The organism is Bacillus sp. LK2 (assembly GCF_001043575.1).
Lineage (GTDB): Bacteria > Bacillota > Bacilli > Bacillales > Bacillaceae_G > Bacillus_A > Bacillus_A paramycoides.
This window is the reverse complement of the sequence record NZ_LDUK01000002.1, coordinates 167,053-181,502: the sequence shown is the minus strand read 5'-3', so window position 1 is coordinate 181,502 and position 14,450 is coordinate 167,053. Positions and strand designations below refer to the sequence as shown.

15 protein-coding genes and 1 pseudogene are annotated in these 14,450 nt (G+C 37.8%); 5 read left to right on the top strand and 11 right to left on the bottom strand.

What is annotated here, in order from left to right; translation table 11 throughout:
* Positions 1 to 3 precede the first annotated feature (3 nt).
* From uvrB to VK90_RS27500, 7 genes and pseudogenes are all read right to left on the bottom strand, one after another.
* Complete coding sequence (gene uvrB, locus VK90_RS02735) at positions 4 to 1,980, bottom strand: excinuclease ABC subunit B (RefSeq protein WP_048370288.1); 1,977 nt, start codon at positions 1,978 to 1,980, stop codon at positions 4 to 6.
* Positions 1,981 to 2,131: 151 nt separating this feature from the next.
* Positions 2,132 to 2,230, bottom strand: a pseudogene (locus VK90_RS31330) (DUF4362 domain-containing protein); the annotation flags it as partial.
* Positions 2,231 to 2,313: 83 nt separating this feature from the next.
* Positions 2,314 to 2,934, bottom strand: coding sequence for a hypothetical protein (locus tag VK90_RS02730; RefSeq protein ID WP_048370286.1), 621 nt, complete (start codon positions 2,932 to 2,934; stop codon positions 2,314 to 2,316).
* On the bottom strand, positions 2,931 to 3,692 hold the full coding sequence (locus VK90_RS02725; RefSeq protein ID WP_048370285.1) for a MerR family transcriptional regulator: 762 nt from the start codon (positions 3,690 to 3,692) through the stop codon (positions 2,931 to 2,933). Before VK90_RS02725 ends, VK90_RS02730 begins: the two co-directional genes overlap by 4 nt.
* A 100-nt stretch (positions 3,693 to 3,792) precedes the next feature.
* Positions 3,793 to 4,020 carry a hypothetical protein gene (locus VK90_RS02720; protein ID WP_048370283.1) on the bottom strand — a complete coding sequence of 76 codons (228 nt, stop codon included), beginning with the start codon at positions 4,018 to 4,020 and terminating at the stop codon, positions 3,793 to 3,795.
* A gap of 27 nt (positions 4,021 to 4,047) precedes the next feature.
* Entirely contained in the window at positions 4,048 to 4,302 is a 255-nt protein-coding gene (locus VK90_RS02715; protein WP_048370281.1) for a hypothetical protein, read from the bottom strand.
* Positions 4,303 to 4,313: 11 nt separating this feature from the next.
* Positions 4,314 to 4,502 carry a helix-turn-helix transcriptional regulator gene (locus tag VK90_RS27500; RefSeq protein ID WP_082147757.1) on the bottom strand — a complete coding sequence of 63 codons (189 nt, stop codon included), beginning with the start codon at positions 4,500 to 4,502 and terminating at the stop codon, positions 4,314 to 4,316.
* A 96-nt stretch (positions 4,503 to 4,598) separates the two neighbouring features.
* On the opposite strand from VK90_RS27500, the gene VK90_RS27940 reads away from it, so the two are divergent.
* Positions 4,599 to 5,612, top strand: a complete 1,014-nt coding sequence (locus VK90_RS27940; protein ID WP_082147756.1) for a phosphotransferase enzyme family protein — start codon at positions 4,599 to 4,601, stop codon at positions 5,610 to 5,612.
* A 21-nt stretch (positions 5,613 to 5,633) separates the two neighbouring features.
* On the opposite strand, the gene VK90_RS02705 is transcribed toward VK90_RS27940, so the two are convergent.
* The gene (locus tag VK90_RS02705) at positions 5,634 to 6,656 is read right to left on the bottom strand and encodes a YeiH family protein (protein WP_002174197.1); all 1,023 of its coding nucleotides are present in this window, start codon (positions 6,654 to 6,656) and stop codon (positions 5,634 to 5,636) included.
* Positions 6,657 to 6,808: 152 nt separating this feature from the next.
* On the opposite strand from VK90_RS02705, the gene VK90_RS02700 reads away from it, so the two are divergent.
* The 4 genes from VK90_RS02700 to abc-f all read left to right on the top strand — a co-directional run bounded on the left by VK90_RS02700 (position 6,809) and on the right by abc-f (position 10,578).
* Entirely contained in the window at positions 6,809 to 7,702 is an 894-nt protein-coding gene (locus tag VK90_RS02700; protein WP_048370280.1) for a LysR family transcriptional regulator, read from the top strand.
* Positions 7,703 to 7,753: 51 nt separating this feature from the next.
* Positions 7,754 to 8,122, top strand: a complete 369-nt coding sequence (locus VK90_RS02695; RefSeq protein ID WP_048370279.1) for a MerR family transcriptional regulator — start codon at positions 7,754 to 7,756, stop codon at positions 8,120 to 8,122.
* A 4-nt stretch (positions 8,123 to 8,126) separates the two neighbouring features.
* Positions 8,127 to 8,672, top strand: coding sequence for a flavodoxin family protein (locus tag VK90_RS02690; RefSeq protein ID WP_048370277.1), 546 nt, complete (start codon positions 8,127 to 8,129; stop codon positions 8,670 to 8,672).
* Between the two features lie 271 nt (positions 8,673 to 8,943).
* Positions 8,944 to 10,578, top strand: a complete 1,635-nt coding sequence (gene abc-f / locus VK90_RS02685; RefSeq protein ID WP_048370276.1) for a ribosomal protection-like ABC-F family protein — start codon at positions 8,944 to 8,946, stop codon at positions 10,576 to 10,578.
* Between the two features lie 270 nt (positions 10,579 to 10,848).
* Here abc-f and VK90_RS02680 read toward each other — a convergent pair whose 3' ends face one another.
* The 3 genes from VK90_RS02680 to VK90_RS02670 form a co-directional block, all read right to left on the bottom strand.
* Positions 10,849 to 11,160, bottom strand: a complete 312-nt coding sequence (locus VK90_RS02680; protein WP_002068307.1) for a heavy metal-binding domain-containing protein — start codon at positions 11,158 to 11,160, stop codon at positions 10,849 to 10,851.
* Positions 11,161 to 11,225: 65 nt separating this feature from the next.
* Complete coding sequence (locus VK90_RS02675; protein ID WP_048370272.1) at positions 11,226 to 12,941, bottom strand: ABC transporter ATP-binding protein; 1,716 nt, start codon at positions 12,939 to 12,941, stop codon at positions 11,226 to 11,228.
* A gap of 229 nt (positions 12,942 to 13,170) precedes the next feature.
* Positions 13,171 to 14,355, bottom strand: a complete 1,185-nt coding sequence (locus VK90_RS02670) for a PDZ domain-containing protein (RefSeq protein WP_197088195.1) — start codon at positions 14,353 to 14,355, stop codon at positions 13,171 to 13,173.
* Between the last annotated feature and the right edge of the window lie 95 nt (positions 14,356 to 14,450).

The following is a 14,450-nucleotide window of genomic DNA, read 5'->3' as shown; positions in this document are numbered from 1 at the left end:
TTGTCACCCTTCCGCTTTTAATTCTAATAGTAAGTCTCTTAATTCAGCTGCACGCTCGAAATCTAACGCTTTTGCTGCTTCTTTCATCTCTGCTTCCATCTTTGCAATTGTCTTTTCACGTTCTTTTTTCGTCATCTTCTTAGCTGGTGCTGCTTCATATGTTTCCGTATCCTCAGCTGCTGTTGTCGCACGAATAACGTCACGTACTCCTTTTTGAATCGTCTTCGGTGTAATACCATGCTCTTTATTGTAAGCTTCTTGCAACTGGCGCCGACGCTGCGTTTCTTCAATCGCAATTCCCATTGATCTTGTTATGCGATCTGCGTACATAATAACTTGACCGTTTTCATTACGTGCTGCACGACCAATCGTTTGAATTAACGAACGCTCTGAACGTAGGAATCCTTCTTTATCAGCATCTAAAATAGCTACAAGTGATACTTCTGGAATATCTAATCCTTCTCGTAATAAGTTAATACCGACAAGTACATCAAACTTACCAAGACGAAGGTCACGAATGATTTCAATACGTTCTAACGTTTTAACTTCAGAGTGAAGATAGTTCACTTTAATTCCTACATCTTTTAAGTAATCCGTTAAATCCTCTGACATTTTTTTCGTTAAAGTCGTAATTAATACACGTTCATTTTTTGCAATGCGATCTTGAATCTCTCCTAATAAATCATCAATTTGCCCTTCAATTGGTCGTATATCAATTGGTGGATCCAAAAGCCCTGTTGGACGAATAATTTGTTCTATTACCTCCGGTGACTGCTCTAACTCGTATGGTCCTGGCGTTGCCGAAACGTAAATAACTTGATTCGTTTTCTCTTCAAACTCATCAAACATGAGCGGTCTATTATCTAAAGCTGATGGCAGACGGAATCCATGATCCACAAGCACTTGCTTACGTGCTTGGTCCCCGTTATACATCGCTCTTACTTGCGGCACTGATACGTGCGACTCATCCATAACAATTAAGAAATCCTCTGAAAAATAGTCTAATAACGTATACGGTGTTGCACCCGCTGGACGAAGTGTTAAATGACGGGAATAATTTTCAATCCCTGAACAAAAGCCCATCTCGCGCATCATTTCTAAATCATAACGTGTACGTTGTTCTATACGCTGCGCTTCTAACAACTTACCGTTATCGTTTAATTCTTTTAAACGCTCTTCTAATTCTTTTTCAATATTTTCAATAGCGACCTTCATTTTTTCTTCACGTGTAACGAAGTGAGATGCTGGGAAGATTGCTACATGATCACGTTCTGCTAATACTTCACCTGTTAATGCATTTACTTCACGAATACGATCGATTTCATCACCGAAAAATTCAATTCGAATACAATGCTCATCAAGTGATGCCGGGAAGATTTCAACTACATCTCCGCGCACACGGAATGTACCACGCTTGAAATCAATATCATTACGTCCATACTGTACATCAACAAGTTCACGAAGCAATTGATTGCGGTCCTTTTCCATACCAACTCGAAGTGAAACAACTAACTCGCGGTATTCTTCCGGAGAACCTAAACCGTATATGCACGACACACTCGCAACGATAATAACATCATCTCGTTCAAATAAAGCAGACGTTGCCGAGTGGCGTAATTTATCGATTTCATCATTAATCTGTGCATCTTTTTCAATAAACGTATCTGTTTGCGGCACATACGCTTCTGGCTGATAATAATCGTAATAACTAACAAAATACTCAACAGAATTGTTAGGGAAAAAATCTTTCAACTCACTATATAACTGTCCAGCTAACGTTTTATTATGAGCCATTACAAGTGTTGGCTTCTGCACTTCTTTAATGACATTTGAAATCGTAAATGTCTTACCCGTTCCTGTCGCTCCAAGCAACACTTGCTTTTTCTTTCCACTATTAATTCCCTCTACAAGCTTCTCTATCGCTACTGGTTGATCACCTTGCGGGGAATACGCTGAGATAATTTCAAATTGATGTTCCAACTAAAAACCGACCTCCTCATAAAAATCTGTATTATTATTTTAACACGAATACCCATAAAAAACCTAAAAAAACGAACAGATATTCGGTAAAATTTTCGACAAGTTATACATAGAAAAAGGAAGGAGTAAACACTACCTTCCTCTATCAATTTTATTTTATAGGTACATATAATAAGTCATATCCATTGCATCCATTTTCACTCGTACAATCTATTAACCTATAAACAACCTCTACTTCACGCGACTCTTTTTCCTATTGTCATCCTCTCCTATACAAACTGTTTGTATACCCTAAAAAGAAACCTATACTAAAATTACAAAAGCTACTTTCCTCTATGAAAGTAGCTTCTCTTTCCCTTTCTCCTTCTTAGGAAAAATCACATATGAAAATGAAATAACTGTATCCACTAAAAGAATAATCGCCCACACTTGGCTTACACGACTTGCTGCTTTATTTAAAACGATTCCTGACTCTAACCAATTTCCCCATTGTTCAAATGGGATAAGCCCATACACGAAGAAAAAGAACATATGAACAGCAACGAATAAAATAAGATGCAAAGCCCAATTTTTCATTTCCTGCTTCGCATAAGCCATACCTGTCAATTCGATTTGTTCTTCAATAATAGGAATCGGTTCATTGCGCCATTTCGCAACTAGTTTCTGCACAAATATATCTAGTTTTCTCAAATCCTTTTTCCCATAAAAAACTGCATATAATAAGATGATTACCGTAATGATCTGGAAATTAGAGAACTTCCCTGTTTGATAATAATCCACTACCCCTAAAGTTAAAATAAATACTTCATTGACTAGCAGCACAATCCCCATAATAAAGCTCGCCTTTTTCAAGCGAAATCCATACCTTAGTAAAAAGAAGCCGATAGCGGATAACCAAAATACAATCTCTGCCCCAATTAAAAAATACCATCGATATTCTGCGAGTATACTCATTTATCCTTCTCCCTTTCGTCATATATACGAAAAGCCTCATCCATATATACTAGAAGCTCTTCTTCAATTGGATACATACTCATTTTCTGCGAATCTTCCTTTGACTTTCTTACTTCCCACAATTTATCTAAAAATGCTTCATCACCATTTGCCATCTCTAAACATTTCTGCATTAATTTCTTTGTTGCCCCTTGTACTTCATCACAAGATGCTTCCTTACCGTCTTTCATAAAGTTACGTAATTGCTTTAATAAATCGACCCATTCTAAAACGTTTGGGTCTTCTTCACTCATGTTCGGTAAATTATGAAGCAACTTTTGTTCTTGTTTGGAAAAAACTTCATTTTGAAACATTTCACGTATACGAGGAGACTGTTTCGAAAGCTGAATGAGTTCAAACATAACTTTCCAATCCAGTTCCCCTTCCACATCCACTGAATAAACAACTGCCTGTAAAATACGTTCCATTCGATTGAACTTTTTCTGTTCTTCTTGCACAAACTTAAGTTGCTTTTCAAGCGATACTTTTAAATTGAGCTCACCTGTTATTAACATATTCGTAATCTCTTTTAATGAAAAACCCATTTCTTTTAAAAATAAAATTTGCTGCAAACGAATAACATCTCTCTCGCTATATAACCGGTGTCCTCCATCTGTTTTCCCACTCGGCTTTAATAAATCGATTTGATCATAATAGCGTAACGTTCTTACCGTAACCCCTGTTTCCTTCGTAAGTTCTTGAATCGAAATCACTGCCATCACCTCTTCTCTTTCATTATAAAAGATGACGTAACGTAACTTTCAAGTGATTTGTAAAAAAAATACAAAAAGCTGTTTATACTTTTTGTATAAACAGCTTTTATGGAAATAACACCTTTTGTATAGCGCACCCACACGATAATATAATCACTCCAATAACAACACTCGTTGCCGTTTTATGATAATGTGCTGAATTTAATAAATAGTACGATAAGCCTACAGTACCAATCATAATACATACACTTGGCACTGGATTACGAGAGAAATTTTGCATTCCCCAAAATAAAGCAAATATAGCCGTAGCGACACATAATATCGGTAATCCCATTCCGCTTCCCCTTTATCTATCTATTTACTAGTCTTTGTTGCTAACACACTCGTTGATGCCATACTCATTATCAGCCTCTTTCTTATTTCTAAATTTCCACTTTGGCCAATAATTCACACCGTAATATACAAACTGTCCAACATCAAATAGAATGAACGGTGTTCCAGCGCTTCCGTAAACAATTAAATTATACAAACTCCATACAGCTAAACTAATCGCGAAAAATAACCCTACATATTTAAACGCTTTATCCGATTGAAATCTCTCAAACTCATCTTGCATTTTCTCTCTCCTTACTCCAGCGTAAATATTTCCTCCACTTTCATTCCAAAATATTTAGCGATTTTTAGGGCTAACTCTAGACTCGGGTTATAGTGATGGTTCTCAATCACCACGATTGTCTGCCGTGTCACTTGCATCGCCTTCGCCATTTCAATTTGTGTTATATGATTTTGTTTTCGCAATTCTTTAATTATAAATATTTTCCAGTTTCAAGTGAAGATATCTTTACAAAAAAAGGTAAAATTTTCGCCGTATGGAAATATACATTTAAGTACCTTATATCGGAGGAAACTATTATGTTTGAAAACACTACAATACAATGCTTGTTACAAGCATTCTGTATAGAAGAACCCTTTCACTATGAAGTAATACGCTTTTCTAAAGATAAAGATATACTCATCACCTGTACTACAACTAATTACAAACTATTAATCCGGTTTTATAGAGACCCTTTCACCACGCTAGAAGGACTTCAAATACAAGGAGAATTTTGCCATGCTCTTATCGAAAATGATATTCCAGTACCACGACGATTTAAAACGAATGATAGACGATATTACTTACCTGCCCATTCATTTGAAATCCCATTTCCTATTACCGTGGAAGAATGGATGCCTGGAAGAGAGGTAGCAGACGAGGAAATAAATAAATCGCTACTACATACTTTAGGAAGTTTGCTAGGTAAAACGCACGCTATTTCCGAAAAACACCACATTCATTTCGATTACGGCACATATTGGGGAATGTTTGGAGGGAATACTTCTGATGCACCTGGCGTATATGATGATATAGAATTAGAATCCAACCTTTTAAAAGACAGCTTAAAAGATGCTGAAGTTGATCAAACATTAGTGAATGAAGTATTTACACTTTTTTATAAAAAACGAAAGAAGTTACAAATGGTATGGAATGACTTACCAAAAGGGGCTGTACAAGGTGACTTCTCTCCTAACAATATTTTATTAGACGATAGCGATGTATTCGAATCGCTAATTGATTTCAATATTGCCGGAGATGAGGTATTTATTAATCACCTCGCCGGAGAAGGGATCTTTTTAGCTTATGAACTTATGGGTGATGATAAAGATGATTGTTTTTACGAATTTTTATATGCTTATATGAAGGAAAGGCCTCTCTCTAGATTAGAAATGAAAACCTTACCTCTGATTATCCAAGTCGTACGTCCATTTCGCTTTAGGCGAACTCAAAAAATCATCAAACTTGTGAGAGAGAAACAATTTACTGAAGTAGAAAGACAATTATCAATTATGCTTAATTTATTACATTACGAAAAAGAAGGAGGCATCTAAGGGATGCCTCCTTCTTTGCTACTACATAAATCCTAACGCATATACAAGAACGTATCCAAGCACCGAAAGACAAACCGAGCCAATCAGCCCTGCCACAAATGCTCTACTTCCTAATTTGCGGAACGTTTTAAACTCGACATTTAAACCGAGCCCTGCCATCGCCATTGCGATAAGCATGTACGCAATTACTACAATATATCCGGCAACAACTTCTGGGATAATCCCAAGCGAATGCACCGCACTCATTGCTAAAAATCCGAAGATGAACCAAGGAATCGGAAGATCGCGCCACGATCCTTTTTCTTTGCTTCCCTCGCTCTTACCAAACCATAATCCAATTAATATCGCTACTGGTACAAGCATTGCAACGCGTGTTAATTTTACGATAACAGCAATATCAACTGCCGTACTTCCGCCTGGAGCCGCGGCCGCGATAACATGAGCGATTTCATGTAGTGTCGCGCCTGAGAATACGCCGTAACCATACGGAGAAAAGCCAAGCACTGGATATAATAGCGTATAAATAAGTGTAAATATCGTACCTAAAATAGCAATAATCGCTGCCCCAACTGCTGTTTCCTCATCTTTCGCTTTCACTTGCGGTGCAATTGCCACGACCGCAGCCGCGCCACAAATTGCCGTCCCGCATGCTGTTAAAATTCCTAATTTCTTTTCTACTTTAAATACTTTCGTTAGTCCATAGACAACGAAAATTGTAAATGTAATAACAACCGCAGCGATGACCAATACTTTCGGCCCCGCCTTCGCAATATCTACAAGATTTAATCGCATTCCAAGTAAGATGATTCCGAAGCGAAGCAACTTCTTACTCGCAAAGTTCGTTCCCGCTATCGCTTCGTGAGGGATTCCAATCGCTGCTCGCCAAACCATCCCGATTAGAATAGCGATTACTAATTGTCCCATAATATTTAAAAATGGAAGCTCCGCTAAATATTTCGCAGCAATGGCGATTAATAACGTAATCCCAACCCCTTGCGAAAAACCAAGACGCTTCTTCTTTTGTATAACAAGTGTTTGTTCCACTTTGTACCACCCCAATAATCGTATTGGAACATGCATGTTCTTTCTAGTTACATTATAAGAGAGTTTTAATGATAAGTTTAATATCAATATTAAATCTCAATCATCAAAAAAACTTATGATAAAATGAAAGCAAAAATAAAGGAGCACATCCGATGAACGTCGACATTTTAAAGATTTTTGTGACCGTTGTTGAACAAAAGCATTTCTCGCGCGCTGCAGAGCTATTAAATCTTTCACAACCTGGTGTTAGTATGCACATTCGCAACTTAGAAAATGAGTTTGGAACTACACTTATTCAGCGCTCCCCAAAGCACGTCCAAGTTACAGAGGCAGGAAATATTTTATACATACACGCAAAGCAAATGCTCTCACTTTATGAAGATGCGAAACAAGAAATTAATGAATTGCACAACGTCGTAACGGGAACGCTGCGGATCGGCGCTAGCTTTACAATTGGTGAATACTTACTTCCCAAAATATTAGCGCGCTATGCTAATGAAAACCCGCACGTCGAAGTTCATACATTCATCTCCAATACAGAAGAAGTTTTGCAAAGCATTCGCTCTAATCAAATTGATATCGGCTTAGTGGAAGGCCAAGTCGTATACGCCGACGTAGATGTTGAAACTTTTATGCAAGATGAGATGAAGCTTGTCGTCACGCCAAACCATCCATTGCTCCATACCGAGGAAATAAATGAAAATACTCTCCAAGATCAAGTCTGGGTATTAAGGGAGAGCGGTTCTGGCACACGCGCCTATAGCGATCGCTTTATACACCAACATCACTTAAAAATGAAGCGCTTCTTTACATTCAGCAGTATACAAAGCGTGAAGGAAGCCGTCGCTGCTGGGCTTGGCATCGCTATACTTTCGGATTGGACCGTGCGGAAAGAATTATTAGCAAAAGAACTATTCCACGTCCCCGTACCTAACGAAAAGCTAATCCGCCCGTTCTCCATCGTACGCGGCAAATATTTCATCCCTTCTAAAGCCATTCAAGTCTTTTTAAATCATGTAGATTCTTTTGCAAAAAAACAGAGTTGACCTTCACATTAGTGTGAAGGTTTACAATACATGTAAAAGGAGTGAAATACAGTGCGAATTGGGGAGTTATCAAAAGAAACAGGGGTTAGCGAACGTTCACTAAGACATTACGAAGAAAAGGGATTGCTCCCTTCAAACCGTCTCGAAAATGGTTATCGTGATTTTGATAAAAGTGCCATCGAAAAGGTAGCACTTATTCAAATGTACTTACAGCTTGGCCTAAATTTAGAAGAAACAGCACGAATGCTGCGCTGCCTTGAAATCGAGCCGCATTTATACGAAAATCCATGCAGTAGCATTCTCACACTTTACGAAGATAAGCTATGTGAAGTTACGAAACAAATCGAATTGCTCTCTAGTATTCAAGCCAACTTGCAAAAACACGTTTCACTCTTAAAACAAGCAAAAGAAAAGGAATGATGACATGTTTGTTATACACGGTAGTTCAAGAGAAAACGGAAATACGGAAGCCTTAACACATATGATGATTGACGGAACCGAAGCGGAGCAAATTTATTTGCGCGACCATACCGTTCATCCTATTACAGATCAGCGCCATGATGCGGAAGGATTCCAACCTGTAAATGACGATTACCAACAGTTAATTGAGCGCATGCTAGAACACGATACAATCATCTTTGCAACGCCGCTATACTGGTATGGAATGAGCGGTCATATGAAGAACTTCGTCGATCGCTGGTCTCAAAGTCTACGCGATAAATCCCTTCATTTCAAAGAAAAAATGAAAGGTAAAAAAATGTACGTTGTCATCGTTGGTGGAGATAATCCGAAACTGAAGGCATTGCCACTTATCGCCCAGTTCCAATATATCTTTGATTTTGTTGGTTCTTCATTTGAAGGGTATGTTATTGGTGATGCGAACGGATTAAACGAAATCCAAAATGATGCTGAAGCACTCGCAAAAGCAAAACTGTATAATAACGAATTCAAAAATAACAAACAGAAATAAGTTTGACAAACCTATTTGTATGCGCATACAATGAAAATAATCTTATGAAAGGAAGGTACTTTGACTAATGAAGTTCTAATTCTCTTATTTATTTCATCCATCACAAATAGTGAACAAAAATGATGAAAACTAGCAGAGGATTAGTCTGTCCATTTGTCGATACTTTCTTTCGAAACGATCATGTAAAAATATGTGCATCGCTTATTTATGTACGATTTTTACATTCAAGGGCGACGTTTATCCTCTCTAGTGAAACTAGGGAGGTTTTTTTATGACTATTTTATTCGCACGTAATATTGAAAAGAGCTTTGGTGATCGCACCATATTCACATTACCATCACTGGAAATTCAAGCACATGATCGCATAGGAATTGTCGGAGTCAACGGAGCGGGAAAATCTACGTTATTACAAATATTAAGTAAAGAAATAGAAGCTGACAAAGGTACAGTAACTCATCATAGCTCTATCGCCATCATTCCTCAGCTTAGCGAGGAACTACCTGAAACTGCTTCTTCTCTCGCAAAAGGAAAATGGAGTATTTCAAACGTTGCAGATTCAATGAGCGGTGGTGAACGAATGCGCCTAAAGATTGCCCATGCTCTCGAACAGGATGCAGGCATTCTATTTGCTGATGAACCAACAAGCCACTTAGATCTGTTCGGTACAGAGCAATTAGAAAAGGCACTTTTCTCTTATAAAGGTGCACTTGTTTTAATATCGCATGATCGTGATTTCCTAGATACCATATGTACCAAAATCATCGAAGTTGAAGACGGTACTATTCAAGAATATAAAGGGAATTATTCAAACTATCGAAAACAAAAAGAACGTGAGCGAATACAAAAACAAGCAGAATACGAGCAATATGTACAAGAAAAAAATCGTTTAGAACAATCAATTTTACAAAGAAAGCAACGCGCTTCTAGCATGACAAAAGTCCCAACACGGTTCAGTTCATCTGAATCTAAACTTTATAAATTAAGTGGGGCTCATGGCCAAGAAAATGTTAGCAAAGCAGCGAAGGCATTAGAAACACGTCTCGAAAAATTAGAACAGAAGGAAAAGCCGAAAGATTTTTCTCAAGCCCGGTTTGACGTACAATACCATGCACCCATTCATAGTAAAGCGGTTGTACAGTTTAATAAAGCAAAAAAGAAAATAGGGGACCGCACACTATTCCAAAATATGAGCGGAACTATCGCTCCCGGCGCAAAGCTTGCTATTTTAGGGGCAAACGGAAGCGGAAAAACGACATTGTTCAAAATGCTTCTCGCAAATGAGCGTGGGATCCAGCTTTCGAAAAGTTGTAAAATTGGATACTTCGAACAAACATTATCTATTTTAAAAACGAATAAAACAATTTTGGAAAATGTTCTAGAAGAGACAAATTATACGGAATCGTTCGTTCGGACAATACTTGCTCGCCTTCTTTTTCGCCGTGAAGATGTTCATAAACCTGTGCACGTCTTAAGTGGTGGTGAACGGATGAAGGTTGCGCTCGCAAAAGTATTTTTAGGAAACTATAATATGCTTCTACTCGATGAACCGACAAACTATTTGGACTTAGCAACGCAAGAAGAATTAGAAAGCATGTTACAAGAGTATCCTGGCACTATACTTTTCATTAGCCATGACCGTGCCTTTATTCGTTCTGTTGCAGACCATATTCTACAAGTAGATGAAAACGAACCAAGAATCTTCCACGGCAATTACGAGCAATACACAAAAAGAACAACTCAAGCTTCTGTAAACGTTACTGAACAAGAATTATTACGATTACAAACAAAATTAACAGAAATCATCAGCCGGATTTCTATACCCAATCATCACGATGACATCACAATTCTCGAACAAGAATACGAAAAATTATTGGTTCAAATTCGAAAGTGTAAAGAAGCTCTCTAATGTCTTCCCTATATATCGACGGGACCTTCCGCATTTCCCAAGAAATATCCAGGCTTCGACATAGAATATCGACCTACCTATAATGTTAGACATGATAACAGCATCACTAATAACAAAAAGCCGTGCATCAGCACGGCTTTTCACTTTATCCCGCTATTTGTGGGCAGTAAGACTCCCACCTCAAAATTCGTCTTGAGCAAAGAAGTTAGGTGGGAGTCGGGCTGATAATCAGTGGGGGTGAACAAAACCCCCACTGATTAAAGTTTCACTTTATATACGGACAGCAGTTCCACTCACCGCAACCATTAGCATCCCTTCGCGAACTACTTCGTAGTCCACGTCGATACCGACAATGGCATTCGCATTTTTTTGTCTTGCGAGAGTTTTCATCTCTTCCATTGCAATGTCGCGCGCTTCTTTCAATTTACTTTCGTAAGCACCTGCGCGACCACCGACAACGTCGCGGACAGAAGCGAAAAGATCACGAACGATATTCGCACCCATAATTGCTTCTCCATTGACGATATCGATATACTCAATAATTTCTTTCCCTTGAATTGTAGAAGTTGTTGTTACAATCATGCTTTATAGCCTCCCATATAAAGTTTCCACTTACTTATGGTGCACTAATTCAGCAGAAATTATATTTACGAACTAAACTGAGCTTCATATAATCGGCTATACCCTCCACCTTGCTCGATTAATTCATCATGTGAACCTTGTTCTGCAATACCATCTTTATTTACAACGACGATGCGATCTGCATTTTTAATAGTTGCAAGTCTATGGGCGATAACTAACGTTGTACGGCCAACAGATAGTTCTGCAAGTGATTTTTGAATAGCAAGTTCCGTCTCTGTATCTAGCGCAGAAGTTGCTTCATCTAATATTAAAATTGGCGGGTTTTTCAAGAACATACGAGCAATCGCTAAGCGCTGCTTTTGCCCCCCTGAAAGTTTCACGCCACGCTCACCAATAACTGTATCTAAACCTTCTGGTTGCGAGTAAATCAAATCTTCTAACTGAGCACGCTTTACAGCTTGCCAAATTTCAGTTTCTGAAGCTTTTAAGTTTCCGTAAGCGATATTTTCACGAATTGTTCCAGAGAATAAGAAAACATCTTGCTGTACAATTCCAATTTGCTTACGAAGTGACGATAACGTCATCTCTTTCGTATCAATTCCATCAATTTGAATCGATCCAGATGATTGTTCGTAAAAACGCGGTAATAAACTACATAACGTTGTTTTTCCTGCCCCTGATGGCCCAACGAAAGCAACTGTTTCACCTGCATGTATTTTCAAGCTAATATCTTTTAAAATCGGTTCTTTATTTTCATATCCGAACGTAATGTTGTTATATTGAATATCGCCGTGTACATGCTTTACTTCGATTGCATCTTTAGAATCTACAATATCAGGCTCTGTTTCCAAAAGTTCTACATATCGTTTAAAACCAGCGATTCCTTTCGGATAACTTTCTATAACCGCATTAATTTTTTCAATTGGTCGGAAGAAAATATTCGTTAACAAAACGAATCCAATGAATCCACCGTACGTTAATTCACCTTGCAATACAAACCATGTACCACATATTAATACAAAGAGCGTTACGAGACGCATCAGCATATAACTAATAGATGAGTTTAACGCCATAATTTTATACGCCATTAATTTTGTTGTACGGAAACGAGCATTATTTACAGCAAATTGCTCTTTCTCAAATTTTTCATTTCCGAATGCTTGTACAACGCGGATACCACCAACATTGTTCTCAATGCATGCATTGAAATCCGCAACGTCTGAGAATAAACGTCTAAACGTACCTGTCATTTTTTTATTGAAGTAAAGTGCCAACCATAATAAGAATGGAATAACGAAGAATGTTAATAGTGCTAACTTCCAGTTAATCATCATCATAAATGAAAATGCTCCGACTAAAGTCATAATGGCAATGAATAAATCTTCTGGTCCGTGGTGAGCAATTTCTCCAATTTCCATTAAATCGTTTGTAAGGCGTGAAATTAAATGACCTGTTTTATTATTATCAAAAAATCTGAATGATAGCTTTTGAATGTGATCAAATAATTTCTGCCTCATATCCGTTTCAATGTTAACACCAAGCATATGTCCCCAGTATGTAACGACATATTGCAAACCTGCATTTAAAATATAAACTGCGAGTAAACCGAAACAAGCCCATAAAATAAGCGTCCAGTTTTGTCCTGGTAATAGCTTATCAATAAATTGGTTTACGATAAGCGGAAACCCAAGTTCGAGTAAACCTGCGATAACTGCACAGGAAAAATCAAGTACGAATAAACCTTTGTACGGTTTATAATAAGAAAAAAATTTACGCAGCATATCTTTCCTCCCTTTTCCAAATTAAAAGACTCCCTAAATGATAACCATTATCAAATAATTATTCAAGTTATCCGTCTATGAAACTAAAATAGAGGCCACAGTTTTTATTGGGAAATCGATATCTCTTGTTGAATCACTGATATAAATTTCATTTACTATCGCGCTGTTCCTAAAATAAAAAAGGTGTCACCTAGTCAAAATTTTTGACTAGGTGACACCCTCATTTCTATCATATCGCTTCCGAATCCCAATCGTGCTCTTGCTGAACAAATACAACACCTAATTCATGATGGCCCCCGGCGTATAATGCCGTTTGAGCAAGACGAAGCTCACCATTTGTATCTACTACTTCTAATTTACAAAACGCTCCTGTCGTCTTCGTTTGAAGCGCATCATAAAACTCTTCGGTACTTCTTGGAATGATTCCATTTACTTTCGTAATAACTTCCCCAGGCTTTAAATTCATCTCTGCCCCAATTGTATTCGGAATTGTATCTAACACAACAAGTCCATCATTACGTGCGGCAAAGTATGCTGGCCTTGTCTCGTCTGCAATCTTCTCTTGCATCGAGATTGTAAAGCGTCCAAGCATTGCGACTCCCATCGCGATAATTGCGAGTACGTGCCACCAGTAACTTGCGATACCTAAAACAAGTACAATCCCTGCTAATCCATAGACACGTCTTCCTGTAAATAATAAAGCTTCCGTCGGCTCATAGCTTCTAATCTTTCTCATAAATCCAATTAAAAACGGAACGAGGAATAAAGAGTATGTAGTCGAACCAATTGAAACGACAGGCCACCAAGAAATAAAATCTGTCACCGCGTCTCCTGGTATAAGAATAAATACTGGTACAAGCCACAAGCGTTTTGATTCATGTAATCCAATTCTTAAACCACGCTTACCCTTTTTAATTTTCGGAGTAGAATAACGTACTGCATTTTTAGAGATTAATAAGCCCTCTACAACGAGCATAACACCTAGTAAAATAGCAAGTGATACAATCGTACCCTCCTCACCTTCTCCAAGCTGTAAGAAGGAAACTGGCATCTTAGAAGATAATAAAACGAATGCAATCGCGATTCCAAACGAATAAGCTGCAGATAAATATCGATACATAGCAGTTAATCCGAATACTAGTGTCCAAATTAAAATCATCCATATACTCGCCTTAGACACAACGAGCCCAAGCCCAACCGTAATAATAGATACGATTAATCCGTATCCAACTCCTGCAAACAGAGATGTTCGCAGTTCAAACCAAATTTCATATACTTTAAAAGAAAAATCTTTTCGTTCTCGTAATATACGTAAGTATCCAACGAAGATACTACTAATTAAAAATACATAGACAGCAGGGTGTAAGAAAAAACGTCCAACTGCTCGTAGTATTTCAAAAAGCCATGCCTCCACGAATTCATTCACCACCATTTATCTCATTCTTTCTTTTTATCTTATCATAACTAAAGAAACGTGTGTTTAACACATAAAAAAATACAGGCACCAAA